The sequence below is a fragment of the Micromonospora sp. MGP-C2 genome, from assembly GCF_057766525.1.
Genome location: NZ_JBYMEN010000002.1, coordinates 6,767,434 through 6,790,515, shown reverse-complemented (window position 1 = coordinate 6,790,515; position 23,082 = coordinate 6,767,434). Strand labels below are relative to the sequence as shown.

The window sequence follows — 23,082 nt, the reverse complement described above, 5'->3', positions numbered from 1 at the left end:
CCAGACGCTCCCCAACGGTAGGGTCACGACCACTTGACCACGTGTCCCATTCCCCGTACCGTCACGCTCCGTAGCGATCGACGGGAGAACCCCGAGCAGCACTGGGAGTGTCCGAATGCCCTCTGAATACGCCAAGTCTCTGGGCGCCCGCCTGCGCTCCATCCGCCAACAGCAGGGTCTTTCCCTGCAGGGTGTGGAGGAGAAGTCGAACGGGCGGTGGAAGGCCGTGGTGGTCGGCTCGTACGAGCGTGGCGACCGGGCCGTGACGGTGTCCCGTCTGGCCGAGCTGGCCGAGTTCTACCGTGTCCCCGTCTCGGAGCTGCTGCCTGACGGCAGTGGCGTCCGTCACGAGCCCACCAGCAAGATCGTCCTGGACCTGGAGCGGCTCTACGACGAGGCCTCCGAGGACCTGGCCTACGTCGCGCGCTACGCCCGCGCCATCCAGCAGCAGCGCGGCGACTACAACGGCCGGGTGCTCTCCATCCGCGCCGACGACCTGCGGGCACTCGCGATCGTGTACGACGCCTCACCGTCGGGCCTGATCGAGCGGCTCACCGAGCACGGTGTGCTGGTGGCCGACCCCCGGGCGTTCTTCGCCTCCTGAGCTGTCGCTTCACCTGATCTGCGGCTCCACCGAAAGGGCCCGTGCCGGATGGCACGGGCCCTTTCGCGTCGCGTCGTTCGGTGGAGACGCTCAGCGGGTGGCGTACTCGGCGATCCGGCCGAGCACCCCGTTGAGAAAGCGCGGCGAATCGTCGGTGGACATCTGGCGGGCCAGCTCAACGGCCTCGCTGATCGCCACCGCGTCGTCGATCTCGTCGACGTAGAGCAGCTCGTAGACGGCGATCCGGGCCAGATTCCGGTCGACGACCGGCATCCGCTCCAGCGTCCATCCCTCGGCGTAACTGGCGATGAGCTCGTCGATCCGGTCAAGGTGCTCGGCGACACCCTCGACCAGGCCCACCGCGTAGCCCAGGTGCTCCGGTCGGGGCTGCTCGATCCGCTGCACGTAGCCGGCGAGCACCTCCACCGGAGGCTTGTCTCGTAGGTCGGACTCGTAGAGGACATCCAGCGCCCGCTTGCGCGCCTTGCGGCGCGCCGGCATCTGCTGCTTGGAACCCTCAGCCATCAGGCGCGGCCGAGGTAACGGCCGTCGCGGGTGTCGACCTTGATCTTCTCACCGGTGGTGATGAACAGCGGAACCGGCACTGTGGCACCGGTCTCCACGGTCGCCGGCTTGGTGCCACCGGTCGAACGGTCGCCCTGCAGGCCCGGCTCGGTGTAGGTGACCTCCAGCACGACACTGGTGGGCAGCTCGATGTAGAGCGGCACCCCCTCGTGCTGGGCGACGGTCGCCTCCGCCTCGGGCAGCAGGTAGTTGGCTGCCTCACCGACGGTGCCACCGGGCACGGTGATCTGGTCGAAGGTCTCCAGATCCATGAAGACGAAGTCTTCGCCGTCGGCGTAGAGGTATTGCATCGTGCGCTTGTCAACGGTCGCGGTTTCGACCTTGGTGCCCGCGTTGAAGGTCTTGTCGACCACCTTCCCGGACAGCACGTTCTTCAGCGTGGTGCGCACGAAGGCACCACCCTTACCGGGCTTGACGTGCTGGAACTCGACGACGGCCCAGAGCTCGCCGTCCAGGTTGAGAACCAGGCCGTTTTTGAGGTCGTTGGTGGAGGCCATTTCCTGCCTTGATCATCAATTGGCGGACAGACCTTACGAGTCTACTAGCTGCGCCGAGACTCGCTGACCGCCCTACTTCGGCGCGGGCCACCCCTTGGGCATCGACACCCACGCAGATAACGCAGAGTGATTTTCCAGGGAGGCACCCCTCCCCTGGTCTACCCCCTTTGCTTTGCATACCTATATGCGACAGTCACGCACCGTACCGGCAGGCTGTCGCCCCTACGGCAACCCAGCTCACATATTCGCAGCTCACCGCCCTGTCGCATCCGAAGGTGCAGAGCAAAGGGAGCGAGCAGGCAGGTGCCCTAGCGCCGGGCGGGGAACGCGGAGTGACGCTCGCCGACGCGAGTTGGCGATCACAATCGGTGATTTGCCACAGACCGGCGCGAAAGACGGTGAAAGGTCGGGTACGGCGGGCGGGAAGCCGCCGTCAGGCGGCTCGGGTGGCCAGGTGGTGCAGTGCGAGGCGATAACCGTCGATGCCGAGACCGCAGATCACCCCGGTCGCCACCGCGGACACCACCGAGTGGTGCCGGAACTCCTCGCGGGCGTGGATGTTGGACAGGTGCACCTCAACCAACGGCCCCCGCAGCATGGCGCAGGCGTCCCGCACCGCGTACGAGTAGTGCGACCAGGCGGCCGGGTTGAGCACCACCGCGGCAGCCTCGTCAGCGGCGGTGTGCAGCCAACCGAGCAGTTCGTGCTCGGCGTCGGTCTGCCGGACCGTCACGTCCAACCCCAACTCCCGGCCGGTGGCCTCGCACAGCGCCACCAGATCGGCGTAGGTGGTCGCGCCGTACACCTCGGGCTCGCGGGTGCCCAACCGGCCCAGGTTCGGCCCGTTCAGGACATAGACCTTCACGGCGTTGCCACCTCCCGGTAGGCGGCCTCCAACAGCGCGTCGTCCGGGCCCTCCAGCATCGCCGGGCGGGCCAGCCCATCCAGCACCACGAAGCGCAGCCGACTGCCCCGGGCCTTCTTGTCGACCCGCATCGCGGCCAGCAGCTGCGGCCAGGCGTCGGCCGGGTAGGTCACCGGCAGACCGAGCGCGGTCAGGGTGACCCGGTGCCGGTCGGCGGTCGGGGCGTCGAGCCGGCCGGCGAGCCGGGCCAGCGCGGCGGCGTACACCAGACCGACGGCGACGGCGTGACCGTGCCGCCAGCGGTAGCCCTCGTTCTGCTCGATCGCGTGGGCGAGGGTGTGACCGTAGTTGAGCACCTCCCGCACGCCCGACTCGCGCAGGTCACCGGCGACCACGTCGGCCTTGACCCGGATCGCCCGCTCGATCAGCTCCCGCGTCACCGGGCCGCGTGCGTCGGTGGCCGCCTCCGGGTCGCGCTCGACGAGGTCCAGGATCGCCGGGTCGGCGATGAACCCGCACTTGACCACCTCGGCGAGCCCGGCGGCCAGGTCGACAGCGGGCAGACTGTCCAGGGTGGCCAGGTCGGCCAGCACACCGACCGGCGGGTGGAACGCGCCCACCAGGTTCTTGCCGGCGGCCGTGTTGATGCCCGTCTTGCCGCCGACGGCGGCGTCGACCATGCCCAGCAGCGAGGTCGCCACCGGAACCCAGCGCACCCCGCGCAACCAGCAGGCCGCGACGAACCCGGCCAGGTCGGTCACCGCGCCGCCGCCCACCCCGACGACAGCGTCGGTGCGGGTGAAGCCAGCCGCCCCGAGCTGGTCCCAGCAGGAGGCGGCCACGTCGATCTGCTTGCCCGACTCGGCGTCGGGCACCTCGATCGGCAGCGGCTCGATGTCGGCGGCGCGCAGCCGCTCGCCGAGCGCGTCCGCCAGGGCCTTGAGCGGGGGTGCGTGCAGCACCGCCGCACGGCCCGCGCCGGGCAGCAGGCCGGGCAGCGCGCCCAGCAGGTCACGCCCCACCAACACGTCGTACGGCCGCTCGCCGCCGACCGGAATCCGGGTCACCTCGTCCATCGCCGGCAGCCTAGTCGAGCGGACGACGTGGTGCGGGCGGCTGCCCACCTGCTGGCCGAGCCGCCCACTCGGCGAGCAGTCGGGCATGCTCGGCCACCTCGGCGCGCAGCGCGTCCGGGTGTCGCACCGTGAACGGGCAGCCCAGGCCGGCGAGCAGCGCGGCCATACCCGGCAGGCTCTCCGCGCGGGCCCGCAGCAGCACCCCGTCGGTGGTGGCGGTCAGCTCGGCCACGCTGGGCGGAATGCGGCGACGGGCGGTGACCAGGTCGGTCTCCAGCAGCACCTCGACCTCGTGTTTGTACGGCACACCGGCCAGTGACCGGGTCACCCGGGCCACCGGGTCGAAGCCCTCCGGGACGGTGAACGTCGCCCCGCCCGGCGTCACGGTGCCGATGCGGTCCAACCGGAACGTGCGGACCTCGCCGCGCCGGTGGTCGTGGCCGGTGACGTACCACCGGCCGGAGTGGAAGACCAGACCGTACGGGTCGAGCTCCCGGTGCGACTGCTCACCGCGCCAGGAGCGGTAGTCCAGTGCCACCCGCTGCCGGTGTCGGGCGGCCGAGGCCAGGGCGAGCAGGGTGCCCGACGCCGGCCGCAGCTCCGGCTCGGGGCGTCGCAGGGTGAAACCGAGGTGCTCCTGCACGGCCGCGAGCCGGTCGGCGAGCGCCGCCGGCAGCACCCGGCGGATCTTCGCGAGTGCCGTGGCCGTGGCGGGCTGCTCGGTGGCCAGCCCGACTCGCTCGGCGACGACCAGGCCGAGCAGCACCGCCACCGCCTCGTCGTCGGTGAGCATCAGCGGTGGCAGCTTGTAGCCCGGGTGCAGCCGGTAGCCGCCGTGGCGGCCCCGGTCGGCGGTGACCGGGATGCCCAACTCGACCAGGGTGGCCGCGTACCGGCGCACGGTCCGCTCGTCGACGCCCAGCCGTGCGGCCAACTCGGTGGCGGTTGCGCGGTGCCGGGCCTGGAGCAACTCCAGCAGAGCCAGCACCCGACCGGCGGGATGTGACACGGGACACTCCTCCAAACCGGGCGGATCCTGTCCGGATTCGATCGTACGGTCTGTCGGTAACCGAGAGAAGGAGCGACAGATGGCGACGTTCGTACTGGTGCCGGGCTTCTGGTTGGGCGCCTGGGCGTGGCGGGAGGTGACCGCCACCCTGCGCGCGCAGGGTCACGACGTGCACCCGATGACGCTGACCGGGCTGGCCGAGCGCGACCACCTGGCCGGTCCGGAGGTGACCCTGGAGACGCACACCCTCGACATCGTCCGGCTGATCGAGGTCGAGGACCTGCGCGACGTGCTGCTGGTCGGGCACTCCGGCGGCGGCATGCCGGTCGCCCAGGCGGCGGACCGCATCCCGGACCGCATCGCCCGGGTGGTCTACGTGGAGAGTGGTCCGCTGCCCGACGGCACCGCGCAGTTCGACACAGTGCCCCCGGAGGAGCAGCAGCACCTGCGGGCCGCGATCGGCGACGGGCACCTGCTGCCGCCGCCGGCCTGGGATCCGGCCGCCGACCCGACCAACCTGGCCGGCCTGGACGAGCCGACGCTGGCAATGCTCCGCGCACGGGCCACCCCGCAGCCGCTGCGGGCAGCCACCGACCCGGTGCGGCGCACCGGCGGGCGTCCGGTGCCGACCGCGCTGGTCGCCTGCACCTTCCCGCTGGCGGTGGTGGAGCAGATGATCAGCGAGGGGCACCCGTACTTCACCGGGTTGGCCGGTGGTCAGCTGTTCGCACTGCCGACCGGGCACTGGCCGATGCTCAGCGAGCCGAAGGCCCTGGCCGACGTGCTCGACGCCGCGGCCCGAGGCTGAGCGCTGCTTCGGGAAGGGCGCCGTCGCCCGGCCGGTAGCTCACCGGCCGGGCGGACGTCAGCGGGGCAGCAGGGCGGTGATCTCGTCGACGATCGCCGCCGGGGCCCGCCCGTCGGTGGTCACCGTCGCGGTGGCGACCTCGGCGTAGAGCGGCCGGCGCTGGTCCATCAGGTGCTTGAGGGTGGCCCGCGGGTTGAGCGCCAACAGCGGCCGGCCGGTGCCGAGCCCGACCCGCTTCACCGCGTCGGGCAACTCGACCGAGAGGTGCACCACCCGGTGCCCCACCAGGGCGGCCCGGGTCTCCTCGGCCAGCACCGCGCCGCCGCCGAGGGCGAGCACGCCCGTGCCGGCAGCCAGCGCCGCGGCCACCGCGGCCCGCTCCAGGGTACGGAAGTGCGCCTCACCCTCGTCGATGAAGATCTCCGGGATCGGCTTACCGGCCATCTGCTCGATGTCGGTGTCGGTGTCACGGAACTCCACCCCGAGGGCGTCGGCGAGCGCCCGCCCGACGGTGGTCTTGCCGCAGCCGGGCGCGCCGACCAGCACGACGAGCGGGGCCATCAGCGGATGACCAGTGCGTCGAGGTATCCGGCCAGGTTGCGGCGCATCTCGGCGATCGAGTCCCCACCGAACTTCTCGGTGGCCGCCTCGGCGAGCACCAGCGCCACCATCGCCTCGGCGACGACCGCCGCGGCGGGCACCGCGCACACGTCGGACCGCTGGTTGATCGCGGTGGCCGGCTCGCCGGTCGTAACGTCCACGGTGGCCAGCGCCCGGTTGAGCGACGAGATCGGCTTCATCGCGGCGCGGACCCGCAGCGGCTCACCGGTGGTGATGCCGCCCTCCAGCCCGCCGGCCCGGTCGGTGACCCGGCGGACGCCGGTGGCCGACGGAATGATCTCGTCGTGCGCCTGCGAGCCACGGGACCGGGCCTGCTGCCAGCCGTCACCGATCTCCACGCCCTTGATCGCCTGGATGGACATCAGCGCGGTGGCCAGTCGGGCGTCGAGCTTGCGGTCCCACTGCACGTGGCTGCCCAACCCCGGTGGCACCCCGTACGCCAGGACCTCGACCACGCCACCGAGGGTGTCGGCGGCCTTCTTCGCGGCATCGACCTCGGCGACCATCAGGGCGCTGGCCTCCGCGTCGAGGCAGCGCAGCGGGTCGGCGTCGATGCGGGCGGCGTCGGACGGAGTGGGGCGCAGACCGGGCTTCGCGGCCACCGGACCCAGCTCGACGACGTGCGAGACGATCTCGATGCCGAGCGCCTGACGGATCAGGGCCTTGGCGACCGCGCCGACGGCGACCCGAGCGGCGGTCTCCCGGGCGCTGGCGCGTTCCAGGATCGGCCGGGCGTCGGTGTGGCCGTACTTCTGCATGCCGGCCAGGTCGGCGTGGCCCGGCCGGGGGCGGGTCAGCGGGGCGTTGCGGGCCTGCCGGGCCAGCTCGTCGGGGTCGACCGGGTCGGCGGCCATCACGGTCTGCCACTTCGGCCACTCGGAGTTGCCGACCCGGATGGCCACCGGGCTGCCCAGGGTGACGCCGTGCCGCAGGCCGCCGAGCAGCTCGACCTCGTCGCGTTCGAAGGACATCCGGGCGCCACGGCCGTAGCCCAGCCGCCGGCGGGCCAGCTCGTCGGCGATCACGGTGGTGGTCACCTCGATGCCGGCCGGCACCCCCTCCATCATCGCGACGAGGGCGGGACCGTGCGATTCACCTGCAGTCAGCCAGCGCAACACGTCGGTCAGTCTGTCACGGCGCGCCACCGACCCGGCACGCTGCCCGCCGTGTCCCGCGCTGCGGACGCCTCACACCTCCGTCAGTACGCCAGCCAACTCCTGGTATTCATCGCCGGTGCGCGGACAGACGAAGCGACCGTCGCCCTTGGCGGCCAGCGGCTCGCCCGCGCGGCCCACCCAGGCCACCCTGCGGGCCGGGACGCCCACCACGAGCGCGAAGTCGGGCACGTCCTTGGTGACGACAGCGCCCGCGGCGACCAACGCCCAACGGCCCACCGTCACCGGCGCCACGCAGACGGCACGGGCTCCGATCGACGCACCCTCTCCGACGATGACCCCCACCGCTGTCCAGTCGTCACCGCTCTTGAGCCGGCCCTCCGGCGTCACCGCCCGCGGGTACTCATCGTTGGTGAGCACTGCCGCGGGCCCCACGAAGACGCCGTCGCCCAGCACGGCAGGCTCGTAGACGAGACCGTAGTTCTGGACCTTCACGTTGTCGCCGAGGCGCACTCCCGGTCCGACATACGCGCCCCGACCGATCACACAGTCGCGCCCGAGGCTGGCGTTCTCCCGCACCTGCGCGAGATGCCAGATTTTGGTGCCCGCCTGGATCGTCGCGCGCACATCGACATCGGCGCCGGGTGCGACGAACACGTCGTCCCGGTGCGGCTGCACAGAATCGGTCATCTAGTTCCCCGTCGCGATTGTGGTGCCGTCACTGTAGGAACGAGCGCAGGTTGCCGGCCGCCGTTGAGGCGGCTGGTATTGCGCACCCGTCGGTTGGAAATGACGCGACCGACAGCCGGTGCGCGTGGGCCGAAGGTATCGGTTACCCGCAGTGGGCCGCCGAAACCCGACACAGCGCTGTCGCGGCCGATCGCCGGCCGGTAGCTTCCCGGGGCGGACCAGGTCAACAGGCGCCAATCGTTGTCACACGCCGCGGGTGTGTCGGACATCGCCCCATGGTCGCCCGCCACGAACCGCCGTAGACGAAACGGATCGCTGTGACTCCTTCACCTGCCGCCTCCGACAGACCCATCGGGATCGCCGTGATCGGCGCCGGCTACTGGGGCCCCAACCTGGTTCGCAACTTCCAAGGATCCACGGCATTCCGCCTGCGCTGGCTCTGTGACCTCGACGTCGAACGGGCCCGTCGCGTGCTCGGGGACTACTCGACCGTCCAGGTCACCGACGACCTCGACAGGGTGCTGGCCGATGACGCGGTACAGGCCGTCGCCATCGCCACCCCGGCCGGCACCCACCTGACGGTGGCACTGGCCGCGCTGCGCGCCGGCAAGCACGTGCTGGTAGAGAAGCCGCTCGCCGCCACGTACGACGAGGGCCGCCAACTCGTCGAGGAGGCCGACCGGCGCCGCCTCACGCTCATGTGCGACCACACCTACTGCTACACCCCGGCCGTCCTTCGCATCCGCGAGCTGCTGCATTCGGGCGACCTGGGCGAGCTGCACTACCTCGACTCGGTTCGCATCAATCTCGGTCTGGTCCAGCGCGACATCGACGTGATCTGGGACCTGGCGCCGCATGATCTGTCCATCCTGGACTTCGTCCTGCCGCCAGGCATCGTGCCGGTGGCCGTCGCCGCGCACGGTGTCGACGGCATCGGCGCTGGCCGTAGTTGCGTCGCCTACCTCACGCTCCGACTCAACACCGGTGCGATCGCACACATCCACGTCAACTGGCTGTCCCCCGTCAAGATCCGCACCACCATCATCGGTGGGTCCAAGCGCACCCTGGTTTGGGACGACCTCAACCCCAGCCAACGGCTGGCGATCTTCGATCGGGGCGTCGACGTGGCGACTCCGGACGAGCTCGGCGCCGAGGAACGCCACGACGTGCTGGTGTCCTACCGCTCGGGGGACATGGTGGCGCCGGCACTGACGGAGCGCGAGGCGCTGCGGACCATGGTCGAGGAGTACGCGCGCGCCATCCGGACCGGATCGCCCGCACTGACCGACGGCCGATCCGGCCTACGGGTTCTGCAGATCCTGCAGGCAGCCTCGCAAAGTCTCACCAAAGGCGGCGTGATGGTCGAACTGGAAGGAGAGTCCGAACGATGAGTGCGGCGGTTTCGGTCAAGAATGCGCGTGCCCTGGTGACGGGCGGAGCCGGCACGATTGGCTCGCACGTGGTCGACCTGCTCGTGCGGGGCGGCGCCGACGAGGTTGTCGTTCTCGACAACCTCGTACGCGGCCGGCGCGAGAACCTGAAGTGGGCGCTGCAGAGCGATCGGGTGCGCGTGGTGGAGGGGGACATCCGCGATGCCAACCTCGTCCGCGACGTCACCCGGGGCAAGGACCTTGTCTTCCACCTTGCCGCCATCCGGATCACCCAGTGCGCCGAGGAGCCGCGGCTGGCCAACGAGGTGCTCGTTGACGGCACGTTCAACGTGCTGGAGGCGGCAGCCGCCGAGGGCGTCCGCAAGGTGGTCGCCTCGTCGTCGGCGTCGCTCTACGGCCTGGCCGAGGAGTTCCCCACCAGCGAACGGCACCACCCGTACAACAACGACACGTTCTACGGGGCCGCCAAGGCGTTCAACGAGGGCATGCTGCGCAGCTTCCACGGGATGTACGGGCTGGACTATGTGGTCCTGCGGTACTTCAACGTGTACGGCCAGCGGATGGACGTCCACGGGCTGTACACCGAGGTGCTGATCCGTTGGATGGAGCGCATCGACGCAGGCCTCCCCCCGTTGATCCTCGGCGACGGCACCCAGACGATGGACTTCGTCGACGTGGTCGACATCGCCCGCGCCAACATCCTGGCCGCCGAGTCGGCTCACACCGACGAGGTGTTCAACATCGCCAGCGGGGTCGAGACCAGCCTCAATGAGCTCGCCCGCACGCTTCTCTCGGTGATGAAGAGCGATCTCTCCCCCGAGTACGGCCCGGCGCGGAAGGTCAACGGGGTCACCCGGAGACTCGCTGACACCTCCGCCGCCGCGGAGGCACTCGGCTTCCGGACACAGATCGGCCTCCGGGAGGGCCTACAGGGCCTGGTCGAGTGGTGGCGCGCGGAGCAGCCCGCCGCCGGCGCGTCCCAGGAGGCGCGGTGACCATCGAGGCGGCACGCCGCATCCCGGTGATGCTCCCCGCGCTCGGCGAGGAGGAGGCACTGGCCGCGGCCGATGCTGTCCGTTCGGGGTGGGTTGCCCAGGGCCCCCGGGTCGCGGCGTTCGAGACCGCGTTCGCCGCCAGTGTCGGTGCGGCCCACGCCGTCGCCGTCAGCTCCTGCACCACGGCGCTGCACCTCGCGCTCGTCGCGGTCGGGGTGGAGCCCGGTGACGAGGTGATCGTCCCGTCGCTGTCGTTCATTGCCACCGCCAACGCGGTCCGCTACGTCGGAGCACGGCCCGTCTTCGCCGACGTGGACCTCGCCACCGGCAACGTAACGGTGGCGACGCTCGACGTGGTGCGCACGGCGCGTACCAGGGCCGTCATCGCCGTGCACCAGGGCGGCGTGCCGGCCGAGGTGTCCGCGCTGCGCAGCGCCGCCGAGAGGTGGGGCGTCGCGCTGATCGAAGACGCCGCGTGCGCGGCCGGATCCGTGGTGGATGGTGGCCCGGTCGGTGCCGGGGCGTTGCTCGCTGCGTGGTCGTTTCACCCGCGAAAGCTCCTCACCACCGGTGAAGGCGGAATGCTCACCACCGACAACGCGGATTGGGCGGTGCGGCTGCGCCGGCTGCGCGAGCACGGGATGAACGTGTCGGCAGCGGACCGGCACGCGAGTGCCCAACCGATCCTCGAGGCGTACCTGGAGACGGGCTACAACTACCGGATGACCGACATCCAGGCGGCCATCGGCCTGGTCCAACTTGGCAAACTCCCGACGATCGTGGCGCAGCGCCGCAGCCTCGCCGCGCGGTACCACGAGTTGCTGGCCGACGTGCCGGGCGCGGTCGCGGTCCGCGATCCGGCGCACGGCCGCACCAACTTCCAGACCTTCTGGGTGCTGCTGACTGACGAGTTCGGCGTCGGGCGCGACGAGACCCTCGCCGCACTCGCCGCCGCCGGGGTGTCCGCCCGGCGCGGCATCATGGCGTCGCACCTGGAGCCGGCGTACGCGGACGTCAACCCGGCACCGCTGCCGGTGACCGAGCGGATCACGCGTGACTCGCTGGTCCTGCCCCTGCACCACGCGCTCACCGGGGACGACCAAGACCACATCGTCGGAACACTTCGTGGGCTGATCCGCCGATGACCACCGATCTGGTGATCGTCGGCGCCGGAGGAATGGCCCGGGAGACGGTAGCCACCGTTGCGGCGATCAACGCGGCAGCGCCGACCTGGCTGCTACGCGGCTTTCTCGACGACGACCCAGCCCTGTACGGCGTGCTCCGTGCCGGGTTGCCGGTGCTCGGCCCGCTGGACGCGATCGCCGATCTGCCCGATGCCGACGTGGTGATCTGCGTCGCCAACGCCCGTAACCCCGGCGTCCGCGAGCAGGTGGTGCAACGGCTGGGCCTGCCGCCGGCACGGTACGCGACAGTCGTACACCCGTCGGCCGAGGTGCCCACCAACTGCACGATCGGACCAGGCTCGGTGCTGCTGGCTCAGGTCGTCCTGACCGCCGACGTCACGGTCGGCGCACACGTGGCCATCATGCCGCAGACCGTGCTGACCCACGACGACATCGTCTCCGACCACGTCACGATCGCCTCGGGCGTGCGGGTCTCCGGTTCCGTACTGATCGGACGGGGCGCCTACCTCGGGGCCGGCGCGCTGATCCGCGAATCGCTCACCGTCGGCGCGACGTCGCTCATCGGCATGGGTTCGGTCGTGCTCAGCGACGTACCCCACGGTGAGGTGTGGGCCGGTAATCCGGCCCGATTCCTTCGTCCTGTCCGTCAGCCAACTTCTCAGGGAGTGCTTCCACGATGAACGCGATTCCGTTGGTGGACCTGCAGGCTGCGCATGCCGAAGTAGCCGAGGAGGTCGCGGTCGGCTTCAAGCGGATCCTGGCGGACACCGCCTTCATCGGCGGCCCCGAGGTGACCGCCTTCGAACGCGAGTACGCGGCCTTTACCGGAGTGGACCACTGCGTCGGAGTCGCCAACGGCACCGACGCGCTCGAACTGGCGCTACGCGCAGTCGGCGTCGGGCCAGGCGCCGAGGTGATCCTGCCCACGAACACCTTCATCGCCACCGCCGAGGCCGTCGCCCGGTCCGGCGCGCGACCGGTGCTGGTCGACTGCGATCCCGACTCGTACCTGATCGACGTCGACGCGGCGCTGGCCGCGATCACGCCGGCCACCCGGGCGATCATCCCGGTACACCTCTACGGCCAGCTGGCGCCGGTGGAGCGACTACGGGACGGCCTGGCCGGGCGCGACATCGCCATCGTCGAGGACGCCGCGCAGTGCCAGGGCGCCACCCGGCACGGACGTGGCGCCGGTGTCGGCGGCATCGCCGCGACGAGCTTCTACCCCGGCAAGAACCTGGGGGCGTACGGCGACGCGGGCGCCGTGGTGACCGCCGACGTGGACGCCGCCACCATGGTCCGCACCCTCGGCAGCCACGGCGGCCTGAAGAAGTACGTGCACGACGTGATCGGTGTGAACAGCCGGCTGGACGGCCTCCAGGCGGTCGTGCTCCGCGCCAAGCTGGCCCGACTGGCCAATTGGAACGCGCTGCGCCGGGCTGCGGCCGGCCGGTACGACGCGCTGCTGGAGTCGGTCGACGTGATCCGCCCGGTGACCCTGCCGGGTAACGAGCACGTCTGGCACATCTACTGTCTCCGGATCCCCGACGACGGCACCCCGGCCCGCCGGGACCGGGTGCTGGCGCGACTCAACGCCTCCGGCGTCGGCGCGGCGATCCACTACCCCGTGCCGGTGCACCGGACGCCGGCCTTCGCCGGCCTCGGTTACCCGCAGGGGGCGTTTCCGCGGGCGGAGCGGATCGCGCCCGAGTTGCTCTCGCTGCCGATCTATCCACAGATCACCGCCGACCAGCAGGAGTCCGTCGTCGCCGCGTTGACCGCCGCGCTGGCCGGCTGACCGTCTGTCCCTGCCCAGGTCGGAGGCGACCCGGGTGGCAGACGGGAAGGCATCGCCGCCGATGAGGCAGGCGGTGCGGACGTAGCGGGCCTGGAAATGGAGATGTCGTGTACGTGACGCTGCGGGACCGGCCGGACGATGCCGGTCCGAGCCGCGCCCGCATCGCCGTGCACCGCGTATCCGGGACGGTTGTGCTGCTCGGCACGGTCAGCCTTCTCACCGACGTGTCGTCGGAGATGGTGGCCTCCATCCTGCCGCTCTACCTGACCGCCGTGGTCGGGCTGAGCCCCATCGCGTACGGCTTCCTGGACGGCATGTACCAGGGCGTCAGCGCGCTGGTGCGGATCACCGGGGGGTACGTCGGCGACCGTGGGCAGCGACCGAAGTGGGTCGCCGTGGCTGGGTACGGCGCGTCCGCGTTGAGCCGCCTGGCGATGCTGCCGGCGGCAGGCTTCGCGGCGATAACCGCGGTGGTCACGGCGGACCGGTTGGGCAAGGGCCTGCGCACCGCGCCCAGGGACGCCCTGATCGCCGCGGTGTCGCAGCCGGACGTGCTCGGTCGAGCCTTCGGTGTGCACCGGGCGCTGGACACCCTGGGCGCGGCCATCGGTCCACTTGTCGCGTTCGCCCTCTTCGCCGCCGTCCCCGGCAGCTACGACTCGATCTTCGTCGTCTCGTTCGCTTTCGCGGTCGCCGGGTTGGCGGTGCTGGTGCTGCTCGTTCCGGACCTGCCTACCGCGGTCGGCGCGGCCCGGGCCACTCTGCGAGAGGTGCTCGCGGAGGTCGCCGGACGAGGTCTACGACGACCGTTGCTGGCTGCCGCTCTGCTCGGCCTGCTGACCATCGGCGATGGCTTCCTCTACCTGCTCCTGCAAGACCGGGACGACGTCACTGCCCGCTATTTCCCCCTGCTCTACGTGGGAACCAACGTCGCCTACCTGGCGCTGGCCGTACCCCTGGGGTTGCTGGCCGATCGGTTCGGTCGAGGTCGGGTGCTGGTCGCCGGTCACCTGGCATTGCTGGGCGGCTACCTCCTCGCTGCGCTGCCCAGCAGTGGCGTCGGCGGAACCCTTGCGGTCCTGCTGCTGCTCGGCACCTTCTATGCCGCCACCGATGGCGTGCTGGCGGCGCTGGTGAGCCGCCTCGTGGCCGCCAGGGCACGGGGAAGTGGAATCGCGGCCGCCCAGACCACGGTGGCGCTGGCCCGCTTCGCCGCGTCGGTGCTCTTCGGTCTGCTCTGGAGCGTCCAGGGCCCCCGCTCGGCGCTGCTGCTCTTCGCCGCCATGTTGGCGGTCGCGGTGCCGGTCGCCGCCTGGCTGCTGCGCGGCATCGACGATTCGACCCCAACGACGCTCCCCGGAGCTCAACCCAGTGCGGTGGCGGCATGAGTGAGCGAGTGGGTGGGCTCGGGCCGCGGGCGCGGCTGGCCGCGCTGGCGGTGGTGTTGCTGGTGGCCGTCCTCAGCGCAGGCGGCTATGTCTGGCGGGCCCGGCAGGACATGATCGCCGTGCAGGCGACGGCGACCGGTGCGCCGACACGAAATGACCTCGCCGTGGTGCGCGACGTGCCACACCTGGTCTTCCGGAACACGGCTCTCGGCGCCGACTACGGCCGGGTGGCGATGGTCCCGCTCTCGGCGCCGGCCGGGCCGCGCGCGGTCACCGACGTCGCCTGCGAGCGGGTCTACGCCACCCGGGAAGAGGCGATCTGCCTCTCGGCTGACCGGGGACTGCTGACCACCTACCGGGCGCAGTTGCTCGGGACGGACTGGTCAGTTCGGCGCGACCTACCGCTGGTCGGCACACCGAGCCGGGCCCGGTTGTCGCGGAACGGGTCGTTGGTCGCGACGACCACGTTCGTCTTCGGGGACTCGTACGCGAATCCGGGGCAGTTTTCGACCCGTACGGTGGTCAGCCGGACCGACGGTGAGGTGATCGGGGACCTCGAGCAATTCCAGCTCGTCGTCAACGGCGCGGTGGTCACCGCGGTGGACAAGAACCTGTGGGGGGTGACCTTTGCCGACGATGACCGGTTCTACGCCACCGCCGCGGCCGGAGGGAAGACCTGGCTGGTCGAGGGAAGTCTCGCAGCCCGCCGGATGACCGCGCTGCGGGAGGACGCCGAGTGCCCGTCGCTCTCGCCGGACCGGACCCGTATCGCCTTCAAGAAGCACGGCAACCTGCCGCCCGGCCGCTGGCGCCTCGCCGTCTACGACCTCGCGACCGGCAGCGAAACTCTGCTCGCCGAGACGCGTAGCGTCGACGACCAAGTCGAGTGGCTGGATGACACGACGATCATCTACGCGCTCCCCCGTAGCGGTACCGGGACGGCGACCAGCGACATCTGGTCGAGCCTGACGGACGGCCGGGGCGGCCCCGAGCTACTGGTATCCGACGCCTGGTCGCCGGCGGTGGTCCGGTGAACACCGATCAGCCGGGACCGCAGCCGGCCGACCTGAGGAATCCTGGAATGTCACGACTGGCCATCATCACCCCCAGCTTCGCGCCTGACTTCGAGCGCTGCGCCGACCTGCACAGCTCCGTGCTGGCGCACTCGCCGGATTCGACACGACACCACATCATCGTGCCGCGAGCCGATCTGGCGCTCTTCGGTCAGTTGAGCGGGCCGCGCGCGGTGATCCACGATGAGGCGGATTTCCTGCCCCGCTCCTTCCGGTCCCTGCCGGTCGGAAAGTTCTCGGTCAACCTCCGCCGCCCCTTCCCACCGTTGCGCGGCTGGATCCTGCAGCAGATCATCAAGCTCGCGGCCGCGGCGCGATCCGATGCCGACGTCGTCGTGCTGGTCGACTCCGACATCGAATTCGTTCGGCCGTTCTCCGCCGACACCTTCCGTCGCGACGGCGTGGTCCGCTTCTATCGCAAACCCGACGAGGTCAACGAGCGGCTGCCGCGGCACGTGATCTGGCATCAGGTCGCCCGGTCCCTGCTCGGTGTGCCGGCGGCCGCGCCGCCCTACGCCGACTACGTCTCGTCACTGTTGGCGTGGGATCCGGTCATCGTGCGGCGGCTGCTAGCCCACGTGGAGTCGACGACCGGGCGCCGGTGGACGGACGTGATCGGCGCGAAGCTGCATTTTTCCGAGTGGACCCTGTACGGCGTTTATGTCGATGAGGTTTCCCGGGCTGGAACGAATGTCGACTCCTTCAGCGTCGCGGATACTCTCTGCCATGCCTATTGGGAGGAGACCCCATTGGACGAACGCACGATGCAGGACTTTCTCGAAGCGATCCAGGAACGCGACATCGCGGTGATGATTTCCGCCAAGTCGCGTACGCCCACGCCGCTGCGTCGAAAGGCGCTGGCCAACCTCTCCCTGACCTGACCAAGGACAACAGCGCGACCCGTCCGCACGTCGGCCGTCCGGCTCGCTGAGCCCTGAAACAGGACGATTCCGCGGCTCACGCCAGGGCGGTACGCTCGGGTCGGCCCCCGGCTGAAGGATCCCGATTCATGGGTAGGAACGAGCGCATGGTGCGGCGATTCAACGGATCGACGATAACCATGACCGACGACGCCAGGCGGGTGAACAGGGGCCGGGCCTCCAGAGAGGGGCCAGCCGAGACTCTCCGGGTGGTCCGCCCGCAGGGATCCCGCCAGGCCGCATTCATGCTGCAGGTCTTCATCCTCAGCGCCTTCATCTTCCCGTCGGACGCGGTGATCCGGATCGTCGGCGCGCAGGGCTATCTGGCAAGCCTCGTATCCCTTGTCCTCTTTCTGGCCTGGGCGGTGACGGCGCTCCTCGGCCTGCACGATCCGGTCCACACCCGCTATCCCGTTCGCGGTGCGCTGGCGCTGCTGTGGATCTGCGCACTGCTCTCCTACGCCGCCATGCCGCTGTTCACGCCGAACGAGACGCAGCGGCTCGGCGCCGACCGTTGGATGCTCCTGCTCGTCGGCATGTCGGGGGTGATCCTGGTGACCGCCGAGCACCTGCGCAGCCCGGCCGACCTCCTGCGAGTAATCCGGACTCTGGTGTGGGGCGGCGCGTTCTCCGGTGTCGTGGCCACCCTCCAGTTCTGGTTTCTGTGGGACCTCAAGCCGTTGCTGCGCCTGGCGCTGCCGGGATTCGAGTCCGGCTCGGCGTACGGCTCGTTTCAGGGCCGTGACGCGCTCGTCCGGGTCAGCGGGACGACTATCCATCCGATCGAGTTGGGCGTCGTCGCCGGCATGCTCCTGCCGGTGGCGATCTGGCTGGGCATCCATGACCGGGAACGGTCGCCCGTCCGGCGGTGGCTGCCGGTGGGGCTGATCGGGATGTGCATACCGATGTCAGTCTCCCGGTCGGCGATCCTGGCTGTCTGTGTCGCGATGGCGACGTTCACCATCTGCCTGCCCGCCAAGCAAAGGGTTTGGCTGTTCGCCTTCGCGCCGGCCGCCGTCGTCGCCATCTTCGCCACCACACCGGGCTATCTACGGACGATCATCGGCTCGATCACCGCGGGGGCAGAAGATGCCTCGATCACCAACCGGCTGGACAACTATCCCAGGGTGGTCGCACTCGTCCAGCAGGCCCCGTGGCTGGGCCGGGGCGGTGGCACGTTCCTGCCGGAGGACGCCACGCGGATTCTGGACAACCAATACTTGAAGAGCGCCATCGAGATGGGCGTCCTTGGCTTGGCCGCGCTCGTGCTGTATTTCCTGGTTCCCGCCATCACGGCGTTGCATGCGCGAGCCCGGACGACCAGTCCCGAGTTGCGCTCGCTGTGCAGTGCGCTTGCCGGCGCCGGCCTCGCCGCGACGGTCGGGGCGTACACGTTCGACGCATTCTCGTTTGCGCAGTTCGCCTCGGTCCACGCCGTTGTCCTCGGGCTCTGCGGCGCATGCTGGCTAGCCGTGCAACGGTGGCCCGCCCAAACCCGAATCTTTCCCGTACCGCTGACGACGGCACCCCTGCGGCCAGCAGAGCCGGCATCGTCACCGGCTGCCCATCGTCGACGCCCCGTTTCCCCCAGCGAGAATTGAGCCCCTGATGGATCTCCTGGCCCTGTTCACGACCGTGCGACGCCACAAGCTGATCGTGCTGGCAGTGCTGCTCGTCCTGATCGCCGGAAACGCCTTCGTCGCCTTCGGGATACCGCCGCGGTATGAGTCCCAGGCGCAGTATGTGCTGATCGCCCCGCCACCCCAGCCGACCGAAGCCGCGATCGAACGGGATCCGGGACTCCTCAAGGTCAACGCCAACAACCCGTACCTGCGACTGCCCAACCCATCCGTGGTCGTCGACGTCCTGTCCCAGCGGGTGTCGGGCAACATGATCCGCCAGCAGTTGATCAACGAGGGGGCGGACGAGGACTACACGATCAGCTCCACCAACGCGATCGGCTCGGGCCTGGTCATCAACGTCGTCGGCACGGGAAGCTCACCCGATTCGGCCGCCAAGACGCTCGACCTGGTCTCCAAGAGCATGGAAAAAGAGCTGTACGAGATGCAGAAGGTCGACGGCGCGGACGACAAATACCTGTTCCAGGCACTGCCGATCAACCCACCGACCGATCCGACCCGCAAGGTCACCGGGACCATCAGGTCGATGATCGCGGTGTCCGCCGCGTGCCTGGTGCTGCTCTTCGGCCTGATCTCCATCGCCGAGGCGGTCGGCCCGCGCCGGACGAAGCAGGTTGTGCCGTTCGACGATCCGGATGCTCCGCGAGACGTGGCCGAGCCGACGAAGGCGCCGGTCACATCTACGCGCACCAATGCCTCGGACCTCACCATCGTCCTACCTCGCGTGCGCGGGACGGAGCAGCAGGGTCCGACGAGCCAGAGGCCCACGCGGGACTAGCCCGTCCTACTTGTCGGCCTCAGCCGTCGGCCATCCGACCGAGCGTGCCTGAACGGTTGGCCGCTGGCGGCCGGCCGGTGTTACCGCCAGTGTGGACGGCCATTGGCAAAAGATGAGGGGTTCTCTACTTTTCAATATTGAGCCGCCCGGCAGGCGCCGTGACGTCTCGTATCGAGAGGTTGGTGCCCGATGGCGATGAACCCTGTCTCGACCGGGAAATCCGGCACCGCCTGCGGGCGCGATGAGACCGCAGCACTGATCCGGCCGGCGCTGCCGCAAGCGTTGCCGCCAGCTATCGGTGCGACCGTGACGGGCGGTGTGCGCCGCCGGTCGCGGCCCGGTCTCGCGACCCTGGCCGTCGTCAGCGTCATCCTCGCCACAGCGGTCGCCGGGCCGACCCCAGCCGCTGCCGCCACCTGCAATACGAATCCTGTGGTCTGCGAAAACGCTCAGTCGGGCCAACCCGCCTCGGAGTGGGACGTCGACGGTTTCGGCGACTGGACGATCCAGGGCTTCGCCACCGACATCAGCGTGAATCGTGGCCAGCGGCTCGACTTCAAGATCGACACCGTGGCGAGCGCGTACACCATCGACATCTATCGCCTCGGTTGGTACGGCGGCGCCGGCGCCCGGTGGATCACGCCGGTGACGCCGTCCGCGTCACTGCCGCAGCACCAACCCGACGAATGCATCACCAACCACGAGACCCAGATGTTCGACTGTGGGAACTGGCAGGTATCCGCCTCGTGGCAGGTTCCCGCCGACGCCGTCTCCGGTGTGTACATCGCCCGGCTGAAGCGCACCGACGTCCCCACTGACAGCGCGAGCCACATCACGTTCGTGGTGCGCAACGACAGCAGCACCTCAAGCGTCTTCTTCAAGACCTCCGACGCCACCTGGCACGCCTACAACACGTACGGCGGCGGAAACTTCTACGAGGCGCTGCAGAACGGCCGGGCGTACGAGGTCAGCTACAACCGGCCGTTCTCCACCCGGGGCAGCAGCAGCGGTCGCGACTTCCTGTTCAGCAACGAGTACCCCATGATCCGCTTCCTGGAGCGCAACGGGTACGACGTGAGCTACACCACGGACATCGACACCGATCGACGTGGGAGCCTCATCCGCAACCACGACGTCTTCCTGTCGGTGGGACACGACGAGTACTGGTCCGGCCCCGAGCGCACCAACGTCGAGGCGGCCCGCGACGCCGGCGTGAACCTGGCCTTCTTCAGCGGCAACGAGGCCTACTGGCGGACGCGGCTCGCGCCCAGCGTGGATGGCACCAACACCCCGCACCGCACGCTGGTCTGCTACAAGGAGACCTGGGCCAATGCCGACATCGACCCGACCAACGAATGGACCGGCACCTGGCGAGATCCGCGCTTCATACAGCCCGGCAACGGTGCGGGGCAACCCGAGAATGCACTGACCGGCACCGCCTACATGAGCAACAACACCGATCTCGCTCTTCAGGTCCCCGAATATCAGGGCAAGTTCCGGCTGTGGCGGAACACCGGCCTCGCCAATATCGCAACGGGCCAGACGGCGACGCTCGCCCCGCACACGATCGGCTACGAGTCCGACGAGGACGTGGACAACGGGTTCCGGCCAGCCGGACTCATCCGCCTCTCCACCACGACCGGATCCACACCTGAATACCTGCGCGACTTCGGCAACAGGGTCACCCCGGGCACCACCACCCACCACCTCACGATGTACCGCGCACCGAGCGGGGCTCTGGTGTTCGGTGCCGGGACCGTCCAGTGGGCGTGGGGTCTGGACTCGGTCCACGACGGCATCACCTCGCCGGCCGACAGCCGAATGCAGCAGGCGACCGTCAACCTCTTCGCTGACATGGGGGTTCAGCCGGCGACGCTGATGTCGGGCCTCCAGGCGGCGTCGGCGTCTCCCGACAGCGTGGCACCGACAACCACCATCACCGCACCGGCGAACGGCTCGACGGTCACCAACGGCTCCCTGGTGACCGTGCGGGGCACCGCCGCCGACCTGGGCGTTGGCCGGGTCGCGGGCGTCGAGGTGTCGACCGACGGCGGCGCCACCTGGCACGCCGCTGACGGCACCACGTCATGGTCGTACAGTTTTCATGCCAGCGGCGCCGGCACCCAGGTCGTCCGGGCCCGGGCGATGGATGACAGCGCCAACACGCAGACGACGCCATCCACGGTCAGCCTGAAGCTGGCCGGGCCCAGCACCCTCCTCGGCTCCCGGGTGCCCGACAACCCTTCGGTCAACGACAGCTCCCCGGTGGAGCTGGGCGTGCGGTTCACCTCGCAGGACGACGGCTACGTCACAGGTGTCCGCTTCTACAAAGGCGTAGGCAACACCGGTACGCACACCGGAAGCCTCTGGACGAGCACAGGCACCCGGCTGGCCACTGGAACGTTCGTCGGGGAGACCAGCGCCGGCTGGCAGACGCTGCGCTTCGCCAGCCCCGTGCCCATCGCCCACGGCATGGAGTACGTCGCGTCATACACCGCGCCCAACGGCGGCTACGCCGCCGACCCACTGGTATTCAGCGGCCGGGACGTGAACTCCGCACCGCTGATCGCACCCCGATCCACCCCGTCCCGCGGCAACGGCGTCTTCGCCTACGGCACCGGCTTCCCCACACTGACGTACAACGATGTTAACTACTGGGTGGACGTCGCGTTCATCGACAGCGAGGCCGGCCCGCCGAGCCCGGTGGCAACCACACCGTCGGCGAACGCCACCACCGTGCCGATCACGGCACACCCGTCGGTGATCTTCTCCAAGCCGTTGAACCCGACGTCCATCCAGTTCACCCTCAAGAACCAGGCCAACGTGCCCGTCCCCGGCACGGTGGGATACGACGATGCGACCAAGACGGTGACCTTCACTCCGTCGGCCCCACTGGCCACCGCGACCACCTACGTCGCCACCGTGACCGTGGCCGACAACCAGGGCAACCCGGGTGACGAGCCGACCGTCTGGTCCTTCACCACCGATGCGTACGCCGCCATCTACACGATGTTCGCGCCGAACGCGACGCCGCAGACGGCTGCGGACGGCGATCCCAGCGCCGTCGAACTGGGCGTGAAGTTCGTCCCGTCGACAGACGGACGGGTCGTCGGGGTGCGCTTCTACCAAGGTCCGGGCAACACCGGTACGCACACCGGCAGTCTGTGGACGGCCTCCGGCACGCTGCTGGCCCGTGCCACGTTCTCCGGTGAGTCGGGCGCAGGCTGGCAGAGTGTGCGGTTCGACAACCCGATCTCGGTGACGGCCGGTACGACGTACGTCGCGTCGTACTTCGCGCCCAACGGCCACTACGCGTCGACGTCCAACTTCTTCTCGACGCTCTGGACCAACGGGCCGCTCAGCGCGCCACCGACAACTGCCAACGGTGTCTACAACTATGGCAACCACGCGTTCCCGCAGAACTCGTACCGGTCCAGCAACTACTGGGTGGACCCGCTCTACGTGCCGGATGAGGCTCAACCTCCGGGTTCCACTCCGACACCGACACCGACGTCCAGTCCCAGCCCGACTCCCCCGCTGGGTCAGCCGGTCAGCCTGTTCAGCGGCACGGACACGCCGCAACATCCGAACTGGAACGATTCGAACTCGACCGAGGTCGGCGCGCGGTTTACCGCGGACGTCAACGGTTCGGTTACCGGAGTGCGGTTCTTCAAGGGGCCGGACAACAACGGACTCCACACCGGCACGCTGTGGACCTCGGGCGGGAATGTGCTGGCGACGGCGTCGTTCACGAGCGAGACCGCATCCGGATGGCAGACCGCCACATTCTCGCAACCCGTCAGCATTACGGCGGGCACCACGTACGTCGTCTCCTACTGGACTTCGGTCGGGCAGTATGCCGTCACCCTCAACGCGTTCGCGGGCCAGGGCACTGATCGCGGACCGCTGCACATACCGGCCGGCGGCGCTAGCTTCCGTTACGGAGGCGGCTTCCCCGATTCTGCCGTTTCGCACAACTTCTGGGTGGACGTCGTATTCCAACCGAACGCCTGACGCAGTCAACTACTGGACAGCAGCTCGAGGCAATTGGAGGTTGTGCGTCAACGCGGCCTTACGGCACCTT

At 69.7% G+C, this 23,082-nt stretch carries 21 protein-coding genes; 13 read left to right on the top strand and 8 right to left on the bottom strand.

Annotation, left to right across the window (positions count from 1 at the left end):
• Positions 1-115 precede the first annotated feature (115 nt).
• Positions 116-604 (top strand): transcriptional regulator BldD, encoded by a 489-nt coding sequence (gene bldD, locus AC3CF1_RS31195; RefSeq protein WP_007458348.1) that lies wholly within the window; start codon positions 116-118, stop codon positions 602-604.
• Positions 605-694: 90 nt separating this feature from the next.
• Here bldD and nusB read toward each other — a convergent pair whose 3' ends face one another.
• The 5 genes from nusB to AC3CF1_RS31170 all read right to left on the bottom strand — a co-directional run bounded on the left by nusB (position 695) and on the right by AC3CF1_RS31170 (position 4,636).
• Complete coding sequence (gene nusB, locus AC3CF1_RS31190; RefSeq protein ID WP_172862180.1) at positions 695-1,105, bottom strand: transcription antitermination factor NusB; 411 nt, start codon at positions 1,103-1,105, stop codon at positions 695-697.
• 23 nt (positions 1,106-1,128) lie between these two features.
• Positions 1,129-1,686, bottom strand: coding sequence for an elongation factor P (gene efp / locus AC3CF1_RS31185; protein WP_007458344.1), 558 nt, complete (start codon positions 1,684-1,686; stop codon positions 1,129-1,131).
• 433 nt (positions 1,687-2,119) lie between these two features.
• Positions 2,120-2,551, bottom strand: coding sequence for a type II 3-dehydroquinate dehydratase (gene aroQ / locus AC3CF1_RS31180; RefSeq protein WP_354983672.1), 432 nt, complete (start codon positions 2,549-2,551; stop codon positions 2,120-2,122).
• Positions 2,548-3,627, bottom strand: a complete 1,080-nt coding sequence (aroB, locus tag AC3CF1_RS31175) for a 3-dehydroquinate synthase (protein WP_488451873.1) — start codon at positions 3,625-3,627, stop codon at positions 2,548-2,550. The genes aroQ and aroB overlap by 4 nt, the downstream gene beginning before the upstream one ends.
• Positions 3,628-3,637: 10 nt before the next feature.
• On the bottom strand, positions 3,638-4,636 hold the full coding sequence (locus AC3CF1_RS31170; protein WP_488451872.1) for a helix-turn-helix transcriptional regulator: 999 nt from the start codon (positions 4,634-4,636) through the stop codon (positions 3,638-3,640).
• Positions 4,637-4,715: 79 nt separating this feature from the next.
• Between AC3CF1_RS31170 and AC3CF1_RS31165 the strand changes: the two genes are divergently transcribed.
• Positions 4,716-5,444 (top strand): alpha/beta fold hydrolase, encoded by a 729-nt coding sequence (locus AC3CF1_RS31165; RefSeq protein ID WP_355160143.1) that lies wholly within the window; start codon positions 4,716-4,718, stop codon positions 5,442-5,444.
• Positions 5,445-5,501: 57 nt separating this feature from the next.
• On the opposite strand, the gene AC3CF1_RS31160 is transcribed toward AC3CF1_RS31165, so the two are convergent.
• The 3 genes from AC3CF1_RS31160 to AC3CF1_RS31150 form a co-directional block, all read right to left on the bottom strand.
• Positions 5,502-6,005, bottom strand: a complete 504-nt coding sequence (locus tag AC3CF1_RS31160) for a shikimate kinase (protein WP_099852257.1) — start codon at positions 6,003-6,005, stop codon at positions 5,502-5,504.
• Positions 6,005-7,183 (bottom strand): chorismate synthase, encoded by a 1,179-nt coding sequence (gene aroC / locus AC3CF1_RS31155; protein ID WP_088947447.1) that lies wholly within the window; start codon positions 7,181-7,183, stop codon positions 6,005-6,007. Before aroC ends, AC3CF1_RS31160 begins: the two co-directional genes overlap by 1 nt.
• 69 nt (positions 7,184-7,252) lie before the next feature.
• Entirely contained in the window at positions 7,253-7,870 is a 618-nt protein-coding gene (locus AC3CF1_RS31150) for a DapH/DapD/GlmU-related protein (RefSeq protein WP_488451871.1), read from the bottom strand.
• A gap of 317 nt (positions 7,871-8,187) precedes the next feature.
• Here AC3CF1_RS31150 and AC3CF1_RS31145 point away from each other — a divergent pair, with 317 nt between their 5' ends.
• From AC3CF1_RS31145 to AC3CF1_RS31095, 11 genes are all read left to right on the top strand, one after another.
• A complete protein-coding gene (locus tag AC3CF1_RS31145; RefSeq protein WP_355160145.1) occupies positions 8,188-9,261 on the top strand; it encodes a Gfo/Idh/MocA family protein in 1,074 nt (357 codons plus the stop codon).
• Complete coding sequence (locus AC3CF1_RS31140; RefSeq protein WP_488451870.1) at positions 9,258-10,256, top strand: NAD-dependent epimerase/dehydratase family protein; 999 nt, start codon at positions 9,258-9,260, stop codon at positions 10,254-10,256. Before AC3CF1_RS31145 ends, AC3CF1_RS31140 begins: the two co-directional genes overlap by 4 nt.
• Positions 10,253-11,401 carry a DegT/DnrJ/EryC1/StrS family aminotransferase gene (locus AC3CF1_RS31135; RefSeq protein WP_488451869.1) on the top strand — a complete coding sequence of 383 codons (1,149 nt, stop codon included), beginning with the start codon at positions 10,253-10,255 and terminating at the stop codon, positions 11,399-11,401. The genes AC3CF1_RS31140 and AC3CF1_RS31135 overlap by 4 nt, the downstream gene beginning before the upstream one ends.
• Positions 11,398-12,081, top strand: coding sequence for an acetyltransferase (locus AC3CF1_RS31130; RefSeq protein WP_488451868.1), 684 nt, complete (start codon positions 11,398-11,400; stop codon positions 12,079-12,081). Before AC3CF1_RS31135 ends, AC3CF1_RS31130 begins: the two co-directional genes overlap by 4 nt.
• Positions 12,078-13,199 carry a DegT/DnrJ/EryC1/StrS family aminotransferase gene (locus AC3CF1_RS31125; RefSeq protein ID WP_488451867.1) on the top strand — a complete coding sequence of 374 codons (1,122 nt, stop codon included), beginning with the start codon at positions 12,078-12,080 and terminating at the stop codon, positions 13,197-13,199. The genes AC3CF1_RS31130 and AC3CF1_RS31125 overlap by 4 nt, the downstream gene beginning before the upstream one ends.
• A 107-nt stretch (positions 13,200-13,306) precedes the next feature.
• Positions 13,307-14,587, top strand: a complete 1,281-nt coding sequence (locus AC3CF1_RS31120) for an MFS transporter (protein ID WP_488451866.1) — start codon at positions 13,307-13,309, stop codon at positions 14,585-14,587.
• Positions 14,584-15,621, top strand: coding sequence for a TolB-like translocation protein (locus AC3CF1_RS31115; RefSeq protein WP_488451865.1), 1,038 nt, complete (start codon positions 14,584-14,586; stop codon positions 15,619-15,621). Before AC3CF1_RS31120 ends, AC3CF1_RS31115 begins: the two co-directional genes overlap by 4 nt.
• Entirely contained in the window at positions 15,618-16,541 is a 924-nt protein-coding gene (locus AC3CF1_RS31110; protein ID WP_354983660.1) for a DUF6492 family protein, read from the top strand. The genes AC3CF1_RS31115 and AC3CF1_RS31110 overlap by 4 nt, the downstream gene beginning before the upstream one ends.
• A 128-nt stretch (positions 16,542-16,669) precedes the next feature.
• Positions 16,670-18,181: an O-antigen ligase family protein gene (locus AC3CF1_RS31105; protein ID WP_488451864.1), complete on the top strand. Its 1,512-nt coding sequence runs from the start codon at positions 16,670-16,672 to the stop codon at positions 18,179-18,181.
• Positions 18,182-18,188: 7 nt separating this feature from the next.
• Positions 18,189-18,998 (top strand): Wzz/FepE/Etk N-terminal domain-containing protein, encoded by an 810-nt coding sequence (locus tag AC3CF1_RS31100; protein ID WP_488451863.1) that lies wholly within the window; start codon positions 18,189-18,191, stop codon positions 18,996-18,998.
• 306 nt (positions 18,999-19,304) lie between these two features.
• Positions 19,305-23,012: a DUF4082 domain-containing protein gene (locus tag AC3CF1_RS31095; protein WP_488451862.1), complete on the top strand. Its 3,708-nt coding sequence runs from the start codon at positions 19,305-19,307 to the stop codon at positions 23,010-23,012.
• Positions 23,013-23,082: the final 70 nt, after the last annotated feature.